This is a genomic window from Ralstonia mannitolilytica (assembly GCF_000954135.1).
Classification (GTDB): domain Bacteria; phylum Pseudomonadota; class Gammaproteobacteria; order Burkholderiales; family Burkholderiaceae; genus Ralstonia; species Ralstonia mannitolilytica.
The window spans coordinates 2,318,405-2,335,611 of record NZ_CP010799.1 but is presented as its reverse complement, the minus strand read 5'-3'; the positions used below and the strand labels follow the sequence as shown (position 1 = coordinate 2,335,611).

Sequence of the window (17,207 nt, the reverse complement as noted above, 5' to 3'; positions counted from 1 at the left end):
TCCGTCAGTGGCTGAACAGGCGCACCGCCGTGCTGGAGCCGGCCGGAATGCCGCGCGATTCGAGCTTGTCGTACAGCACGCGCAAGTGCTTCTGAATGGCGACGAACGACTGCTCCGTCAGCGGGCGCAGGTTGTCATCCACGACCTGCGCACCCATGCGCTGCGACAGGGTGTAAGCGTATTCGCAGACGAGCTTGAAGGGCTTGGACGCCTCCTCGGCCAGCGGCACGTCCAGCAGCAACGTGATCTGGCGGCCTGCCTTGACGGTCAGGTCGTCGCGCAGGAAATTGGTGTCGCCGAATTGCAGCGTGAACAGCGCGCGCTGCACGCCGTTGGCGCCTGCGTGGAAGCGGGTGAAGCGCGTGCCGTCGCGCGACAGCACGAGACCGTCCTGCGTGGCCACCGTCTGCACGTAGGCGGCCGACCACGGTGCGCCGTCGGAGATCACGCTCACGCCAAGCTGGACGTCGCATTCGGCTGCGAACGCATCGAGCTCGCGCGCGTTGGCGATCGTCTCGTTCATGTCCGGCAGCTCCGGCACGGCATCGGCTGCCTCAGCCAGCGGGTCGATCGCGTTGATGAACTCGGAGAACTCCAGCGCATTCAGCGGGCCCGTGCGATTGGCCAGCTGCACGGCCACCTGCACGTCGAGGTAGCGCTGCCCGGCGCGGATGGCTTCCCATGCGTTGGCGGCGGGGTTCAGGCCTTCCACGTGGATCTGCTTCGTGCCGGCGCGGCGCAGCTTGGCCAGTGCAGGCAGCAGCCGGTCGCCCGACACCTCGCGCTCCGGGTGCAGCGGCACGATGCAATCGATGAGCGGGTCGATCACACCGCTGGCCGGCTCCAGCGAACCCGGTGCGAGTTCCGCCGGCTCGCTGCTGTCGCCGGCCGGCACGGTTTCGAGCGCAGCCTGCTCCTCCGACGGCGCGAGTTCGGCGCCGATCACGCCGGCTTCGGTCTCGGCGCTGCCGGTCGCATGCGCGTGCGGCTGCGGCGCAAAGCCCGGCTCGAGGCGGGGCTCGACACGGCCGATGTCGTCACGGTCGGCGGCGAGGCCGGGCTCCTGGCGTTCCGTCCAGCCGTCGGTACGCGGCGGTTCGTCAACGGGCGGCTGGTACGCCTCCGGACGACGCGCCTTGCGGATCTGCCACTGGTTGTAGGCCACGATCACCAGCACGAACACAATGCCAGCGCCCAGCAGTGCCATCACGAGGTTGTTGTCTTGCATTTAAGCGGCCTCCGCCATCGTCAGTGCGGCGTCCATATCCACCGCCACGATCCGGGACACGCCCTGCTCCTGCATGGTCACACCGATGAGCTGTTGCGCCATTTCCATCGCAATCTTGTTGTGGGAAATAAAAACGAATTGGGTCTTGTCCGACATGCGCTTGACCATGTTGGCGTAGCGCTCGGTGTTGGCGTCGTCCAGCGGCGCATCCACCTCATCAAGCAGACAGAACGGCGCCGGGTTCAGCTGGAACATGGCAAACACCAGCGCAATGGCGGTCAGCGCCTTCTCGCCGCCCGAGAGCAGGTGAATGGTCGAATTCTTCTTGCCCGGGGGCTGCGCCATCACCTGGACGCCCGCGTCGAGAATCTCCTCGCCTGTCATGATCAGCTTGGCCTGGCCCCCGCCGAACAGCGTCGGGAACAGCTCGCCAAAGTGATGGTTGACCTGGTCGAACGTGCCTTGCAGCAGCGCGCGGGTTTCCTGGTCGATCTTGCGGATGGCGTCTTCCAGCGTATTGATGGCGTCGGTCAGATCTGCCGACTGCGCATCGAGGAAGCCCTTGCGCTCGCGCGCCGCCGCGAGTTCTTCCAGCGCAGCCATGTTGACCGGCCCCAGCGCGTTGATCGCGTTGTTGATGCGCGTGACCTCGCCTTGCAGGTAGGACGGCTTGAGGTCACCCGTGAGGCGTTCGGCCAGCGCCGCTTCGTCCACATTGGCAGCGGCGAGCTGCTCCGAGAACTGCTCCTGGTTCAGGCGTGCGGCCTGTTCCTTCAATTGCAGCTCGGTGATGCGGTCGCGCAGCGGCTGCTGGGCACGCTCGGCGGTCAGGCGCTGCTCATCGAAGGCGCGCAGTTGCGCCGACAGCGCATCGAGCTCCGTACGCGCGATCGTGAGCTTTTCTTCCTTCTCGGCGCGGCGCTCCAGCGCTTCCTGCAGGCCGGTGTGGGCGGTCTGCTCGTTGATCGTTTCGAGTTCGGCGCGTGCATTTTCCAGCGTGAGAACGATCTGCTGCGCCTGGTCGTTCGCCACCTGGATGTTGCGCTTCAACTCTGCGATGCGGTTCTGCAGGTTGCGCTCGGCAAAGTGCGCCTCCTGGGCGCCGCGCTCCAGCTCACGCAGCGCATTGCGGGCGTCGCCCAGGCGCGCTTCCAGCGCTTCGAATGCCTGCTGGCTGTCTTCGAAACGGGCCTGCATGTCGGCGAGCGCCGCGTCGTGCTGCTCGAAGGTCGCCTCGGATTCGGCACGGATGGCGCGCTGCTCTTCGATCTGCGCACGGATCTCTTCGAGCTCGCTGTCGATCTGGCCGCTGCGGGCGTTGTAGCGCTCCATGGCTTGCGAGAGCTTGAGCACGTCCATCTGGAGCACGTGCACGCGGCGCGTGGCCTGCTCGGCGCGGGCGCGCACCTGGGTGAGCGTCTGGCTGGCCTGGGTGTAGGCGGCTTCGGCGCGCACCGCCGCGCTCTTGGCTTCGTCGGCCAGCAGCATCTGCGCACGCACCTGCTTCTGCAGGTTTTCGATTTCCTGCGCGCGGGCCAGCATGCCGGCCTGCTCGGAATCGGGCGCGTACAGCTGCACCGACGATCGACCGATCAGATGCCCGGCCTTGACGACAAACGTGCCACCCTCGGGCAGCGTTTGCCGCGCGTTCAACGCAGCCTGCATGTCGTCGGCGATGTAGACGTCGGCCAGCCAGTCTTGCAGCACGGCGCGGATGCCCGGTTCGGTCACCTGCACGAGCGACATCAGCGGACGCAGCCCGGCGGGCGCCTCGGCCGGCACGGCAGCAGCCGGCGGCGTATAGAAGGCGAGCTTGGCGGGCGGGGCGTCGGCGGCAAACGCCCTGATCCAGTCGAGGTTCGACACCTCCAGTGCGCCGAGCTTCTCACGCAGCACGGCCTCGAGCGCAGGCTCCCAGCCCTGTTCGATCTGCAGCTTCTTCCAGAAGCGCGGCAACTCGCTCAGCTCGTGCCTGGCCAGCCACGGCTGGACCTTGCCGTCGGTCTGCACGTTTTCCTGCAACTGCCGGAGCGCGGCAAGGCGGGCTTCGAGATTGGCAATGGCAGCGGCTTCCGATTGCACGCGGTCTTGCGCGGCGCGGCGAGCCTCGTCGAGTTGCGGCAGTTTCGTCTCGGCGTCTTCGAGCGCGGCCTGCGCTTCGGCGAGGATCGCTTCCTGCTCCGCAAGTTCGGCACGCAGCGCTTCGAGCTGCGTGTCGTCGGGCTTATCAAGGCCGCTGGCTTCCTGGGTGAGGCGTTCGCGGCGCTGTTCGAGCTGCTGCAGGGCCTGGTCGGCATTGCGCTGATGCGCGGCCTCCAGCTTGAGCGCCTGTTCGGACTGCAGGATCGCCGCACGCTGGTCGTTCAGGGCGGCCTGCGCGTCGCGCCACTGCGCTTCGAGGGCCGGCAGCTCGTCGGACTTGCGGGCGACCTCCTCGGCGGCCTGGGCGGCGCGCTCTTCGGCCATCGCCAGTTCTTCTTCGGCGGCCGCGAGATCGGCCTGCGCCTGCTCGCCCTGCGTGTGCCATTGCTCCTGCTGCGCGGTGAGCGTGGCGATCTGCTGCTGGATACGGTTGCGCGATTCCACCACGTAGCGGATCTCGGCCTCTAGGCGGCTGACCTCGGCGTTGGCCTCGTACAGCGCGCCCTGTGCCGCGTGCATGGCGTCGGACGACGCATAGTGTGCGGCGCGCATCGTTTCGAGTTCGGCCTCGATGTGGCGCAGCTGCGCGGTCTGCGCATCCAGATCGATCTGCGCCTGCTGGATCGCACGCTGGTGGCGTTCCTGCTCGCCTTGCGCTTCACGCTTGCGCAGCAGCCACAGCAGGTGCTGCTTCTCTTCGCCTTCCGCCTGGAGTGCCTGGAAGCGCTGCGCCACCTCGGCCTGGCCTTCGAGCTTTTCGAGGTTGGTGCCGAGCTCGCGCAGGATGTCTTCCACACGGGTGAGGTTCTCGCGCGTGTCCGACAGGCGGTTTTCGGTTTCGCGGCGGCGCTCCTTGTACTTGGACACGCCCGCGGCTTCTTCCAGGAAGATGCGCATGTCGTCGGGCTTGGCCTCGATGATGCGCGAGATCATCCCCTGCCCGATGATGGCGTAGGCGCGCGGGCCCAGGCCCGTGCCAAGGAAGATGTCCTGGATGTCGCGGCGGCGCACCGGCTGGTTGTTGATGAAGTACGAAGAGGTGCCGTCGCGGCTCAGCACACGCTTGACGGCGATCTCGGCGTACTGGCTCCACTGGCCGGCGGCGCGGCCTTCCGCGTTGTCGAACACGAGTTCGACGCTGGCCCGGCCGGCCGGCTTGCGCTGCGTGGAGCCATTGAAGATGACGTCCTGCATCGACTCGCCGCGCAGTTCCGCGGCGCGTGATTCACCGAGCACCCAGCGCACGGCGTCGATGATGTTGGATTTACCGCAACCGTTCGGGCCGACGATGCCGACAAGCTGGCCCGGAACATGGAAATTGGTCGGATCGACGAAAGACTTGAAGCCTGCGAGCTTGATCGAAGAGAGGCGCACGTTGAGTCGTCTCGAAGGGATCAGTAAGGGTGATAAAGCGGGCGCCCGAGACACGCGCCGCCGTCATCACATAAGCGCCGTACGAGGCGGGATGACACGGCACGCGCCAGGGGCGCGGATGGCGCCATCATACCATTCGCTCCCCTCCGTCCAGCCAACCGAATCGCTACAAAAATGGACGAAATTTGCTGCATCCGGCGGCGAATTGCTGCTCATTTGTCAGCAGTTTCATCCTTTCGACAAATCGTGTCAGTCGGGCCGGCGCGTGCGCGGCGCTTCCGGGCCGGCAAGCCAGTCCAGCAGCGCTTTGTGCAGCGCATCAGGATCCTGGATCTGCGGCGCATGGCCTGCATCGGGCAACTCCACCAGCGTGGCGCGCGGAATCGCCTTTGCCGTCGCCCGGCCGAGTTCGGGATAACGGCCGAGCTGCGCGCGTGACTCGGCCGGGGCGAGATCCTTGCCGATCGCCGTGGTGTCTTTCTGGCCGATCAGCAGCAGGGTCGGCGCGCGCACCTGGCCGAATTCGTAGACCACGGGCTGCGTGTAGATCATGTCGTACAGCAGCGCGGAGTTCCAGGCCACCAGTTCCCGCCCCGGGCCGCGGTACATGCCGGCCAGCATCTGCACCCAGCGCTCGTAGTCGGGCCGCCACTGCCCGGCGTAGTACGTCGACTGCTCATAGGCGCGGATGCGCTCGGCGGTGGTCTGCTTCTCGCGCGAGAACCACTGGTCGACCGTCAGCGACGGCACGCCCTTGACCTTCCAGTCCTCCAGGCCGATCGGGTTGATCATCACGAGCCGCGACACCTCGGTCGGATACATCAGCGCATAGCGGGTTGCCAGCATGCCGCCCGTCGAATGGCCGACCACGACGGCCTGCCCGACGCCGAGCGAAGCCAGCAGCGCGTGCGTGTTGTCTGCCAACTGCTGGAACGAGTACTGATACGCACGCGGCTTGCTCGATTTGCAGAAGCCGATCTGGTCGGGCGCGATGACGCGGTAGCCGGCGCCCGCCAGCGCGGCGATCGTGCCTTCCCACGTGGCCGCGCAGAAGTTCTTGCCGTGCAGCAGCACCGCGACCTGGCCGTTGGGCTGCTTCGGGGCGACATCGAGGTAGGCCATTTCCAGTGCGTTGCCCTGCGACTCGAACTTGAACAGCCTGACCGGTGCGGGATAGTCAAAACCCTCCAGGCGCGGGCCGTACGCGGGGCCGCCTTCAGCGGGCGCGGCCTGCGCGGCGGCGGCCGCCATCGACAGGGCGACTGCCAGTGTCATGACCATCGAACGAAGCAACATCGGCAGCTCCTCCGGTTGATACGGGAAATACCGCAGCCTACTTGCGCCGCGACAGGCCGGACAGCGCGCCCGCCAGGATGATGCAGGCACCGCCGGCGATCTCCTGCGCGGACAACGTCTCCGACGTCAGCAGCGCCGACGACACCGCCGCCACCACGATCTCGAACAGCATCAGCAGCGCCGCGCGGTTGGCCGGCAGGCGCTGCAGGCCGCGCTGCACCAGCGCGTTGCCGCCCACCAGCACGCAGGCCATGGCGGCCACCAGCATCCATGTCGTGCCCTGCGCCAGCGCGGCAGGCACCGCACGCACGCCATCCAACAGCAGCGCTGCCGGAAAGCCCACGCATGCGCAGCCTGTAAACACCACCACCGTGCGCATCTCCGGCCGCATGGTCGGATGCCGCTGCCCGACGAGGCGCGACAGCACGTTGTTGCAAGCAAAGGCAAAGCCTGCGATCAGGCCCGCCCACTCTGCGGCCGAACCCGGCCACGGCGCGCCGGCGTCGCCCGACCACAGCATCATCACCGCGCCGGACAGCGCCAGGGCAAGCAGCACGCCGCCACGCCAGCCCAGGCGTTCATGCAGCCACAGCCGTGCGAGCAGCGCCGTCCATACGGGCGTGAGATAGAACAGCAGCAACACCCGCATCACCGTGCCATGCACCGTGCCCCACACGAAGCCCGCGTTGGTCACACCGGCGGCCAGCCCCAGCGCCGCGATCAGCCACGACCACTGGAACGTATGGAAGTGACGACGCAGCAACACGGCGGCCAGTATGGCGGCCGCGGCACCGGTCATCGACGAGGCGATCATGCTGCCCAGGCCCCAGCCCGCCAGCAGACGGTACGGATACCAGGAAATGCCCCAGACTGAGGCGCCCAGCAGAATGAAGAGCGCGGCCGTCCATTGCGGCTCGGGATGGGTCGTGGCGTCTGCCGGTGAAACGATTGCTGTCATGGAACCAATGAAAAAACGGCGGAAAACCGCCGCAGCCTGCAATGTCTTGGGATCGTCAACACCCGTTGGCCGTATAATTTCCGGCTTCCCGCCAAGCGCCCGGCTTGGCCTACAACCCAGCCCAGCACCGTGAATCCGCGCCTGTCCGCCCTGCAGCCGTATCCGTTCGAAAAACTGAAAGCGCTCGTCAAGGACGTGACGCCCAGCCCCGCGCATACGCCGATCAGCTTCGGCATCGGCGAGCCCAAGCACCCGACACCGGCGCTCATCAAGGATGCGCTCGTCGCCGCGCTCGGCGGGCTGGCGAATTATCCCACGACCATCGGTTCCGATGCACTGCGACAGTGCATCGCCGGCTGGCTGGAGCGCCGCTACGGCCTGCCGAGGGTCGATCCGGCCACGGAGGTCATTCCCGTCAACGGCTCGCGCGAGGCGCTGTTCTCGTTCGCGCAGACCGTGATCGACGGCAGCAAGCCCGGCGCCCGCGTGCTGTGCCCGAACCCGTTCTATCAGATCTACGAAGGCTCGGCGCTGCTGGCCGGCGCCACGCCGCTGTTCGCCAACAGCGACCCGGCGCGCAACTATGCGCCCGATTTCGCCGCGATCACGCCCGAAGAATGGCGCAACGTGCAGCTCGTCTTCGTATGCAGCCCCGGCAACCCGACCGGCGCCGTGCTCACGCTCGAAGACTGGAAGCAGCTCTTCGCGCTGTCGGACGAATACGGCTTCATCATCGCGTCCGACGAGTGCTATTCCGAAATCTATTTCGACGAGGCCAATCCGCCGCTGGGCGCGTTGCAGGCCGCGCACCAGCTGGGCCGCGGCTTTGATCGCCTGGTGATGTTCTCGAGCCTGTCCAAGCGCTCCAACGTGCCGGGCATGCGCTCCGGTTTCGTGGCCGGCGACGCCAAGCTGCTCAAGGCATATCTGCTGTATCGCACGTATCACGGCAGCGCGATGAGCCCGTCGGTGCAATCCGCTAGCATCGCGGCGTGGAACGACGAGACCCATGTGCGCGACAACCGCGCGCAGTACGTCAAGAAGTTCCAGCAGGTCACGCCGATGCTGGCCGAGGTGCTGGACGTGGCCCTGCCCGATGCAGCCTTCTATCTGTGGGCCAACGTCAAGCGCACGGGCCTGTCGGACACCGAATTCGCACGCCAGCTGCTGGCCGCCAAGAACGTCGCCGTGCTGCCGGGCAGCTATCTCGGGCGCGAGGCGCATGGCACGAATCCGGGCCAGGACTACGTGCGCATCGCGCTGGTGGCCGGCGTGGACGAATGCCTGGAAGGCGCACGCCGCATCGTCGAGTTCTGCCAGCAACGCTGATCCTGATTTTTCTCTTCTGCTTCCTCTCCGAGAGCCAACAAGACCATGACGCAACAACTGCAATCCCTGATCGACCAAGCGTGGGAAGACCGCGCCAACCTGTCGCCCAAGTCCGCTCCGGCCGATGTCCGCGAAGCCGTCGCCAACGTGATCGGCCAGCTCGATCGCGGCGCGCTGCGTGTGGCCGAGAAGAAGGACGGCGAGTGGATCGTCAATCAGTGGATCAAGAAGGCCGTGCTGCTGTCGTTCCGCCTGGAAGACAACGCGCCGATGGCTGCCGGCGGCTTCACGCAGTTCTACGACAAGGTGCCGAGCAAGTTCGCCAACTACACGGCAGAAGACTTCGCGGCGGGTGGCTTCCGCGTGGTGCCGCCGGCCGTGGCGCGCCGTGGCTCGTTCATCGCCAAGAACGCCGTGCTGATGCCGTCGTACGTGAACATCGGCGCTTACGTTGACGAAGGCACGATGGTCGACACGTGGGCCACCGTCGGTTCGTGCGCACAGATCGGCAAGAACGTGCACCTGTCGGGCGGCGTGGGCATCGGCGGCGTGCTGGAGCCGCTGCAGGCCAACCCGGTCATCATCGAAGACAACTGCTTCATCGGCGCACGCTCGGAAGTCGTGGAAGGCGTGATCGTTGAAGAGAACTCGGTGATTTCGATGGGCGTGTACCTGGGCCAGTCGACCAAGATCTACGACCGCGAAACCGGTGAAGTCAGCTACGGCCGCATTCCGGCGGGCTCGGTGGTGGTGGCGGGCAACCTGCCGTCGAAGGACGGCTCGCACAGCCTGTACTGCGCCGTGATCGTCAAGAAGGTCGACGCCAAGACGCGCGCCAAGGTTGGCCTGAACGAACTGCTGCGCGGCGATTAAGCACCGGCGCAAGGCATGCCTGCTAGTCTTGCGGGCATGCCAACCACTTCAAGCGCAGCCATGTCCGAACGCAATGCCACCGGCTCCCGCTTCGGCAAGCTGCGCCAACGCATCATGGGTCTTGATCCAAACACCATCGGGACTGTCCTGTCGCTGCTGCCCACCATCCTGGAGCAGGCGAACAAGACCATCGACAAGTTCAAGAACCGCAAGAAAACCGGCACCGAAGCTGCCCGCGCAGAAGGCGCCGCGCCCGATCCGAATACACGCATCGCCGAGCTGGAAGCGGCGATCCTGCAGCAGGCTGAATCCGTCAAGCTGCTGGCTGAGCAGCACGCCATCACCATCGACGCGCTGCGCGACGAAGCCGCGCGGCTGGAGCGCCGCCTGAAGCGCATGACATGGCTGGCGTCCATCGGTCTTGCCTTGGCCGTTGCGGCCCTCGCGTTTGCCCTGCAAGCCTCTCGACACTGATTGCGAATCCCACCATGACGACCCTGCACGGCATCCCCAATTGCGACACCGTGAAGAAAGCCCGCACGTGGCTCGAATCGAACGGCGTTGCCTACACGTTTCACGATTTCAAGAAGCAAGGCGTGAGCGCCGACATGCTGGCCGGCTGGCTCAGGCATGTGCCGCTCACCACGCTGCTCAACCGCAAGGGCACCACGTGGCGCGCCCTGTCTGACGCCGACAAGGCCCGCGCCGAAGACGAAGCCGGCGCCATCGCGCTGATGCAGGCCAACCCGTCGCTCATCAAGCGTCCGGTGCTCGTGCACGGCAAAAGCGTCAACGTCGGCTTCTCGGCGGATCAGTACGCCGCCCTGTTCTAACCACAAAAACATCACCGTGACTGTCGTCATGTCGAACATGCAGCCCACGCTTGCCCTCACTGAAGACCTGATCCGCCGCCGCTCCGTCACGCCCGAAGACAAGGGCTGCCAGGACGTGCTGATCGAACGCCTGACCGCCGCCGGCTTCGAATGCGAAACCGTGGTCAGCGGCCCGGACCACTTTCGGGTGACCAACCTGTGGGCCGTCAAGCGCGGCCGCGCCGGCACCGGCGGCAAGCTGCTGGTCTTCGCAGGCCACACCGACGTGGTGCCCACCGGCCCCGTCGAGCAATGGCACTCCGACCCGTTCGAACCCACGCACCGCGACGGCAAGCTGTACGGCCGCGGCGCGGCCGACATGAAGACCTCCATCGCCGCCTTCGTGGTGGCATCGGAAGAGTTCGTTGCGAAGCATCCGGACCACGCCGGCTCGATCGGCTTCCTGATCACCAGCGACGAAGAAGGCCCCGCGCATGACGGCACCGTCAAGGTGTGCGACCTCCTGCGCGCACGCGGCGAACGACTCGATTACTGCGTCGTCGGGGAACCGACCTCGGTGTCCACGCTCGGCGACATGGTCAAGAACGGCCGTCGCGGCTCGCTGTCGGGCAAGCTCACGGTCAACGGCGTGCAGGGTCACATTGCGTATCCGCATCTGGCGAAGAACCCGATCCACCTGGCCGCGCCCGCACTTGCCGAACTGGCCGCCGCCAAGTGGGACGACGGCAATGAGTACTTCCCGCCAACCACGTGGCAGATGTCGAACATCCACGGCGGCACGGGTGCGACCAACATCATCCCGGGCCACGTCACCGTCGACTTCAACTTCCGCTTCTCGACGGCGAGCACGCCCGAGGGCCTGAAAGCCCGCGTGCACGGCATCCTCGATGCGCACGGCCTGGACTACACGCTGGACTGGACGCTCGGCGGCGAACCCTTCCTCACCCCGCGCGGCGAACTGTCCGAAGCGCTCAGCGCCGCCATCCAGGCCGAGTGCGGCGTCACCACCGAGCTATCGACGACCGGCGGCACGTCGGACGGCCGCTTCATCGCCAAGATCTGCCCGCAGGTGATCGAGTTCGGCCCGCCGAACGCGAGCATCCACAAGATCGACGAACACGTCGAAGTGGCGTTTATCGAGCCGCTGAAAAACGTATATCGCCGCGTCTTGGAAACGTTGATCGCCTGAGGTTGCCCCGATGGCGCGCAACGTCGAGATCAAGGCGCGTGTGCGCGATGTGGCTGCGCTGATTGAACGCGCGGCCGCCATCGCGGATTCCGGCCCCGAGCGCATCGAGCAGGACGACACGTTCTTCGCCTGCGCGAACGGGCGCCTGAAGCTGCGGCAGTTCTCGCCCGAGCGCGGGGAGCTGATCCACTACTTCCGTGCCGACAGCACCGGCCCGCGGGTGTCCAGCTACCACATCGTTCCGACCAGCGCGCCCGATGCCCTGCGCGACACGCTGGCCGCCGCCATCGGCACCGCCGGCCGGGTCATCAAGGTGCGCCAGCTGTATCTCTCCGGCCAGACGCGCATTCATGTCGATGCGGTGAAAGACCTCGGCGATTTCGTCGAACTCGAAGTCGTGCTGCACGATACGCAGTCCGAGAACGACGGCGTGAAGACCGCCCATCAACTGATGCGCACCCTCGGCATTGCCGAATCCGACCTGCTCGACGTGGCCTACGTCGACCTGCTCGCTGCCACCCAACGCTGAGCCAACTCACGTCACCCATGACCACGCCTACCCTCCCCGCTTCCCACCCGTTCACCACCGTGCGCGACCTGCTGCGCTACGCCGTGTCGCGCTTCACCGCGGCGGGCCTCGTCTTCGGCCACGGCAGCGAGAACGCCTACGACGAAGCCGCCTACCTGATCCTGCACACGCTGCACCTGCCGATCGACACGCTGGAGCCGTTCATGGACGCGCGCCTGCTGCCCGAAGAAGTGGCGGCCGTGCTGAACGTGATCGAGCGCCGCGCCGTCGACCGCGTGCCCGCTGCGTACATCACGCACGAGGCGTTCATGCACGGCATGCGTTTCTACGTGGACGAGCGCGTGATCGTGCCGCGCAGCTTCATCGGCGAATTGCTCGAAGACGGGCTGGAGCCGTGGATCGACCAGGAAGACGGCCCGACCGACGTGCTGGAGCTGTGCACCGGCTCGGGCTGCCTGTCGATCCTGGCGGCGCTGCAATGGCCCAATGCGACGATCGATGCGGTGGACCTGTCACCGGATGCACTGGTGGTGGCCAATCGCAATGTCGACGAATACCGCCTGCAAGACCGCATCCGCCTGCACGAGGGCGACCTGTATGCGCCGCTGCCGCCGGGCGTGCATTACGACGTGATCCTGACGAACCCGCCGTACGTAAACGAAGCGTCGATGCAGGCGCTGCCGCCCGAGTATCGTGCCGAGCCGCACATGGCGCTGGCCGGCGGCAACGACGGCATGGACATCGTGCGCCGCATCCTGGCCGACGCGCCGCGCTACCTGAAGCCGCACGGCGTGCTGGTGGTGGAAATCGGCAACGAGCGCGAAAACGTCGAAGCGGCGTTCCCCGATCTCGACCTCATCTGGCTGCCGACCAGCGCGGGCGAAGACCAGGTGTTCCTGATTACGCGCGAGGCGCTTTAAGCGCCGAGTGTTCTGCCCACGCGCGGGCTTCGGAACCGGACGCACCAAGCGCAACTCGCAGGCGAGGCTGCAACGGCCGCCGCTGCCGAAACAGCGTCAGGACCTCACCTCATCGCACGCGTCTTTCACGACGCAGATGGAAAAACGCTTGTCGAACACCTGGCCGCTCGGGCAGCGGTCGAGCACGGCCCGGGACTGCGCATCGCACGTGGCGTAGGCGGTGGTGCAATTGGTGCGCTCGGGCTGCTTCGGGCCGCGGTTGGTGCCGTCGTCGACCATGAATCGGGCGGAAGGCCCCGGGCACTTGAATTCCGCGGCGGCTTTGGCCAGCGCGGCGGCCTCTTTCTCGGCCTTGGATGCTTGGGGCGCGGGCGGATTGGGAGATGGGCGGCGGTCGCAGGCGGTTACCGTGACGACTGCTAGCGCACACAGCAACGTGGTGAGTGTGAGTGCGCGGGTCATGGGGGGGCTCCTTCGGGGGTTGGATGTGCTGAAGTTTACGCTGTGATGTGCGTTTTTGGTCCATCCCTGTTTCGTCCCCTGTCGGGGCCGACCGACTTTCTTTGTCTTGCCAAAGAAAGGTAGGCAAAGACAGGCGCGTCCGAGATGGCGACCCACTCCTTGAATTTCTGTAACCGGGCGGAGCCGGGGAAAACTCGCTGCGCTCAGACAGTTCCCCGTCTTTTTTCCGCCCGCTTACAGAAATTCAAGGCGCCATCCAGGGCATGAACGGCCAAACCGTCGGGGCGCGTGCGCTGCCGCCGTGACGCGTCGAGCTGGTGCTTAACGCAGCATCGCGGACATGGCGGAGAGGCTGTTGAGCATGCGCACGGCATGTTCTACGGAGTCGGCGGCGAAGCGCAGCATCGTGCCGTCGACGCGCTCCAGGGCGGGCCATTGGCAGAACAGATCGGCCAATGCGGGCGTTTGCGTTTGCAGGCGGCAGACGATCGGTGCCTGGAGGCGCAGCGGCATGCTGAAATGGCCGCGCCGTACCGTGGCTTTGACCGCTGCGTAGATGGCTTCGCACGACTGCTCGGGCGAGAGCGATGTGCCGGCGTTCTGGCCTTCGGCCTGCTTGGTCTCGACAAACGTGGTGTGCGGCAGCAGCGGCTTGGTTTCCTTGATGAACACGTCGTCGCCGCTGGCCACGGCCACCGGCACACCGCGCTCGCCGGCCAGGGCGCCGTAGAGGCCGGCTTCGCCCAGTTCCTGTTCGTTGAACCAGACGCGCGCAAACGCGAAGCTGTTGATGGTGTGTGCCAGCACGCCACGGCTGCCGGCGCGCGCGTGGTAGCCGATCATGCAGACGGCATCGCAGCCGTCCACGCCGGCCATCATGCTCAGGTAGCGCGGCTTGCCGAGGACGAAGCGTGCGCGGCGGTCGATAGAATCGGGGATGAGGTTGCGGAAACCTCCGTGCGAATCGTTGACGAGCACGTCCGTGGCGCCGCCATCGAAGGCACCGCGCACGGCGGCGTCGGCTTCGGCGGTCATCCAGCGGCGGGCGCGTTCGTATTCGCCGTTGCCGGGGCGCGTCTGCTCGGGGTGGAACACGTTGGCCACGCCTTCGATGTCGGCGGAAATCAGGATTCGCATGGAGTCAGGTCAGATCAATTCGGTCAGTGCGCGGCGCGTGTTGCCGTCGCGGCCGGTGACGGCCGTTGCGTGGAACAGCGCGTGCACGATGGCTTGTTCGACGCTGTCGGCGGCGGCCTGGAACAGCGGGTCGAGGTGCGATTCGTGGGTCATGGCGACGGCCGGCATGGCGCGTGTGCCTTCGTGCGGCACGGTGTAGGCAGTGGAGAACGCGAGCGCGATGTCGCCGCTGCCATGGCCGAAGACGGAGCCGGTGCGCGCCAGCCCGGCGCCAGCGCGCAAGGCAAGGCGGCGCAGCTGGCGTGCATCGAGCGGCGCATCCGTGGCGAGCAGCATGATGATCGAGCCCTTTTCCGGCGCCGGCGTGCCGGCGGCCAGCGCTTTTGCCAGCTCCGCACCGACGTTGCGCCCTGCAAGCGTCAGGTTTTCCGTCACGCCAAAGTTGGACAGCACCAGCGCGCCCACCGTGCGTTGCGTGCCGTCAGCAAGCGCCACCACGCGCGACGCAGAGCCGATGCCGCCCTTCACGCCAAACGACGACATCCCGCGCCCTGCCCCGACCGCGCCCTGCTCAAACGCTTGGGCTGCCGCAGCGTAGGCCGCGTCGTAGTGGACGTCCTGCACGGCAAACGCCTGCAGGTCGTTCAGGTAGCCGTCATTGCATTCGAAGACGAGCGGATTGACGGTCGACCATGCGCGGCCGATCTGCGGGTTGGCGGCAACTGCCTGGCGGATCTGCGCTTGCGCCACGGCGCCCACGGCAAAGGTGTTGGTCAGCGCAATCGGCGTTTCCAGCACGCCGAGTTCGTCCACCTGCACCAGGCCGATGCTCTTGCCGAAGCCGTTGAGCACGACGCTGGCGGCTGGCACCTTGTCGAGAAACACGTCGCCGGCGTGCGGGCGTACCACGGTCACGCCGGTCTGGATGTCGCCGCCGGCAATCGTTGCGTGGCCGACCGTGACGCCGGCCACGTCGGTGATGCTGTTGCGTGTGCCGGCCGGCAGCGTGCCGATGGCAGGAAGGCGGATCGGCATATCAACGGCGGTCGATCTTCGGATCCAGCGCGTCGCGCAGGCCGTCGCCCAGCAGGTTGAACGCCAGCACGGTCAGGAAGATGGCCAGGCTCGGGAAGATCGCCACGTGCGGCGCCGTCACCATGTCGGCGCGCGCCTCGTTGAGCATCGCGCCCCACTCCGGCGTAGGCGGCTGTGCGCCCAGGCCCAGGAACGAAAGGCTGGCAGCGGTGATGATCGAGGTGCCGATCCGCATCGAGAAGTACACGACGATGGACGAAATCGTGCCCGGCAGGATGTGCCGCATGATGATCGTCCAGTCCGATGCGCCGATGCTGCGTGCGGCTTCCACATACGTCAGGTGCTTGAGCATGAGCGTGTTGCCGCGCACCAGCCGCGCAAACGCCGGAATGCTGAACACCGCCACGGCAAAGATCACGTTGATCATGCCGTTGCCCAGGATGGCGACGATGCCGATGGCCAGCAGGATGCCCGGGAAGGCGAACAGCACGTCGGAGATGCGCATGACGATGCGGTCCCACCAGCCTTCGTAGTAGCCGGCCAGCAGGCCCAGCATGGTGCCCACGATGGCGCCGATGATGACCGACACGAAGCCCGCTTCCAGCGAGATGCGCGTGCCCATCAGGATGCGGCTGAAGATATCGCGGCCCAGCGAGTCGACGCCAAACCAATGCTGCGCCGACGGCCCCGCGTTGAGCGCGTCGTAGTCGAAATAGTTTTCCGGGTCGAACGGCACGATGTGCGGCGCGAGGATGGCGATCAACACCAGCGCGATCACGAACACACCGGCGCCCATCGCCAGATGCTGCTTGCGGAACTTGCGCCAGAACTCCGTCCACGGGGTGCGGACGGGTTCGGTGGCGGCTTGCGGTGCGACCGCCTGGCTTGTGGCTTGGGTCATGGCGGCCTCCTTACTTCTTGTAGCGGATGGTGGGGTTGATGACGGTGTACAGCATGTCCACCACGAGGTTGATCAGGATGAACTCCAGGGAGAACAGCAGCACCTCGGCCTGGATGACCGGGTAGTCGCGCATCTCCACCGCATCTACCAGCAGGCGCCCGAGACCCGGCCAGTTGAACACCTTCTCCACGACGATCGAGCCGCCCAGCAGAAAGCCGAACTGCAGACCCATCATCGTCACCACCGGGATCATCGCGTTGCGCAGGCAATGCTTGATGACCACCACCGTCTCGCGCACGCCCTTGGCACGGGCGGTGCGTACGAAATCTTCCTGCAGCACCTCCACGAACGATGCACGCGTGAAGCGCGCCATCACGGCGGCCACGGCCGCGCCCAGCGTGAGCGAAGGCAGGACGTAGTGCTTCCAGGTATCCGCGCCGATGGACGGCAGCCAGCCGAGCTGCACCGAGAACACCTCCATCAGCAGCATGCCGAGTGCGAACGCGGGGAACGAAATGCCCGACACGGCGAGCGTCATGCCCAGACGGTCGGGCCACTTGTTGCGCCACACGGCGGATGTGATGCCGATCACCATGCCGAAGATCACCGCCCACACCATGCTGGTGATCGTCAGGTTGAGCGTCGGCCAGAAGCGTTCGCCAATCTCTTCGCTCACCGGGCGCTTGGTGCGGATGGAGTTGCCGAATTCACCGCGTGCGGCGTTGGCGAAGAAACGCACGAACTGCTCGTGCATCGGCTTGTCCAGGCCCAGGTCCTTGCGTACGAGATCGACCGTCGTCTCGTCCGCTTCGGGGCCGGCGGCCAAACGCGCCGGGTCGCCGGGCAACAGATGCACGAACAGGAACACCAGCACTGCCACGATCAGCAGCGTCGGGATCACGCCCAGCACACGTTTTACGAAGTAATTCAGCATGGCAAATCCACCGCAGGCGGAAATTCAGTGGCCCGCACAACGCCTGCGCGGGCCGGCACAACGTTGA

At 66.3% G+C, this 17,207-nt stretch carries 16 protein-coding genes; 7 read left to right on the top strand and 9 right to left on the bottom strand.

Annotated features, from left to right (window positions below):
• Window positions 1-4: 4 nt before the first annotated feature.
• From TK49_RS11115 to TK49_RS11100, 4 genes are all read right to left on the bottom strand, one after another.
• Complete coding sequence (locus TK49_RS11115) at window positions 5-1,228, bottom strand: cell division protein ZipA C-terminal FtsZ-binding domain-containing protein (RefSeq protein WP_045786742.1); 1,224 nt, start codon at window positions 1,226-1,228, stop codon at window positions 5-7.
• On the bottom strand, window positions 1,229-4,744 hold the full coding sequence (smc, locus tag TK49_RS11110) for a chromosome segregation protein SMC (protein ID WP_045786741.1): 3,516 nt from the start codon (window positions 4,742-4,744) through the stop codon (window positions 1,229-1,231).
• Between the two features lie 249 nt (window positions 4,745-4,993).
• A complete protein-coding gene (locus TK49_RS11105; RefSeq protein ID WP_045786740.1) occupies window positions 4,994-6,040 on the bottom strand; it encodes an alpha/beta fold hydrolase in 1,047 nt (348 codons plus the stop codon).
• A 37-nt stretch (window positions 6,041-6,077) separates the two neighbouring features.
• Window positions 6,078-6,998 (bottom strand): DMT family transporter, encoded by a 921-nt coding sequence (locus tag TK49_RS11100; RefSeq protein ID WP_045786739.1) that lies wholly within the window; start codon window positions 6,996-6,998, stop codon window positions 6,078-6,080.
• 129 nt (window positions 6,999-7,127) lie between these two features.
• On the opposite strand from TK49_RS11100, the gene dapC reads away from it, so the two are divergent.
• Genes dapC through prmB form a run of 7 tightly spaced genes read left to right on the top strand, consistent with a single transcriptional unit; the run spans window position 7,128 to window position 12,671 of the window.
• A complete protein-coding gene (gene dapC / locus TK49_RS11095) occupies window positions 7,128-8,327 on the top strand; it encodes a succinyldiaminopimelate transaminase (protein WP_045786738.1) in 1,200 nt (399 codons plus the stop codon).
• 45 nt (window positions 8,328-8,372) lie between these two features.
• Window positions 8,373-9,200, top strand: a complete 828-nt coding sequence (gene dapD, locus TK49_RS11090; RefSeq protein WP_004626643.1) for a 2,3,4,5-tetrahydropyridine-2,6-dicarboxylate N-succinyltransferase — start codon at window positions 8,373-8,375, stop codon at window positions 9,198-9,200.
• Window positions 9,201-9,260: 60 nt separating this feature from the next.
• A complete protein-coding gene (locus TK49_RS11085; protein WP_045786737.1) occupies window positions 9,261-9,674 on the top strand; it encodes a membrane protein in 414 nt (137 codons plus the stop codon).
• A 14-nt stretch (window positions 9,675-9,688) separates the two neighbouring features.
• Window positions 9,689-10,033, top strand: coding sequence for an arsenate reductase (locus TK49_RS11080; protein ID WP_045786736.1), 345 nt, complete (start codon window positions 9,689-9,691; stop codon window positions 10,031-10,033).
• 37 nt (window positions 10,034-10,070) lie between these two features.
• Entirely contained in the window at window positions 10,071-11,222 is a 1,152-nt protein-coding gene (gene dapE / locus TK49_RS11075; protein WP_045787855.1) for a succinyl-diaminopimelate desuccinylase, read from the top strand.
• Between the two features lie 10 nt (window positions 11,223-11,232).
• The gene (locus TK49_RS11070) at window positions 11,233-11,751 is read left to right on the top strand and encodes a class IV adenylate cyclase (RefSeq protein WP_045786735.1); all 519 of its coding nucleotides are present in this window, start codon (window positions 11,233-11,235) and stop codon (window positions 11,749-11,751) included.
• A 17-nt stretch (window positions 11,752-11,768) separates the two neighbouring features.
• Window positions 11,769-12,671: a 50S ribosomal protein L3 N(5)-glutamine methyltransferase gene (gene prmB / locus TK49_RS11065; protein WP_045786734.1), complete on the top strand. Its 903-nt coding sequence runs from the start codon at window positions 11,769-11,771 to the stop codon at window positions 12,669-12,671.
• Between the two features lie 96 nt (window positions 12,672-12,767).
• Here the strand turns inward: prmB and TK49_RS11060 are convergent, their stop codons facing one another.
• The 5 genes from TK49_RS11060 to gsiC form a co-directional block, all read right to left on the bottom strand.
• The gene (locus TK49_RS11060) at window positions 12,768-13,133 is read right to left on the bottom strand and encodes a chitin-binding domain-containing protein (RefSeq protein WP_045786733.1); all 366 of its coding nucleotides are present in this window, start codon (window positions 13,131-13,133) and stop codon (window positions 12,768-12,770) included.
• Between the two features lie 321 nt (window positions 13,134-13,454).
• Window positions 13,455-14,270, bottom strand: a complete 816-nt coding sequence (locus TK49_RS11055) for a M55 family metallopeptidase (protein WP_045786732.1) — start codon at window positions 14,268-14,270, stop codon at window positions 13,455-13,457.
• Between the two features lie 9 nt (window positions 14,271-14,279).
• Entirely contained in the window at window positions 14,280-15,305 is a 1,026-nt protein-coding gene (locus tag TK49_RS11050; protein WP_045786731.1) for a DmpA family aminopeptidase, read from the bottom strand.
• A 1-nt stretch (window position 15,306) separates the two neighbouring features.
• Window positions 15,307-16,206, bottom strand: coding sequence for a glutathione ABC transporter permease GsiD (gene gsiD / locus TK49_RS11045; RefSeq protein ID WP_045786730.1), 900 nt, complete (start codon window positions 16,204-16,206; stop codon window positions 15,307-15,309).
• A 10-nt stretch (window positions 16,207-16,216) separates the two neighbouring features.
• A complete protein-coding gene (gene gsiC / locus TK49_RS11040; RefSeq protein WP_045786729.1) occupies window positions 16,217-17,140 on the bottom strand; it encodes a glutathione ABC transporter permease GsiC in 924 nt (307 codons plus the stop codon).
• Window positions 17,141-17,207 lie beyond the last annotated feature (67 nt).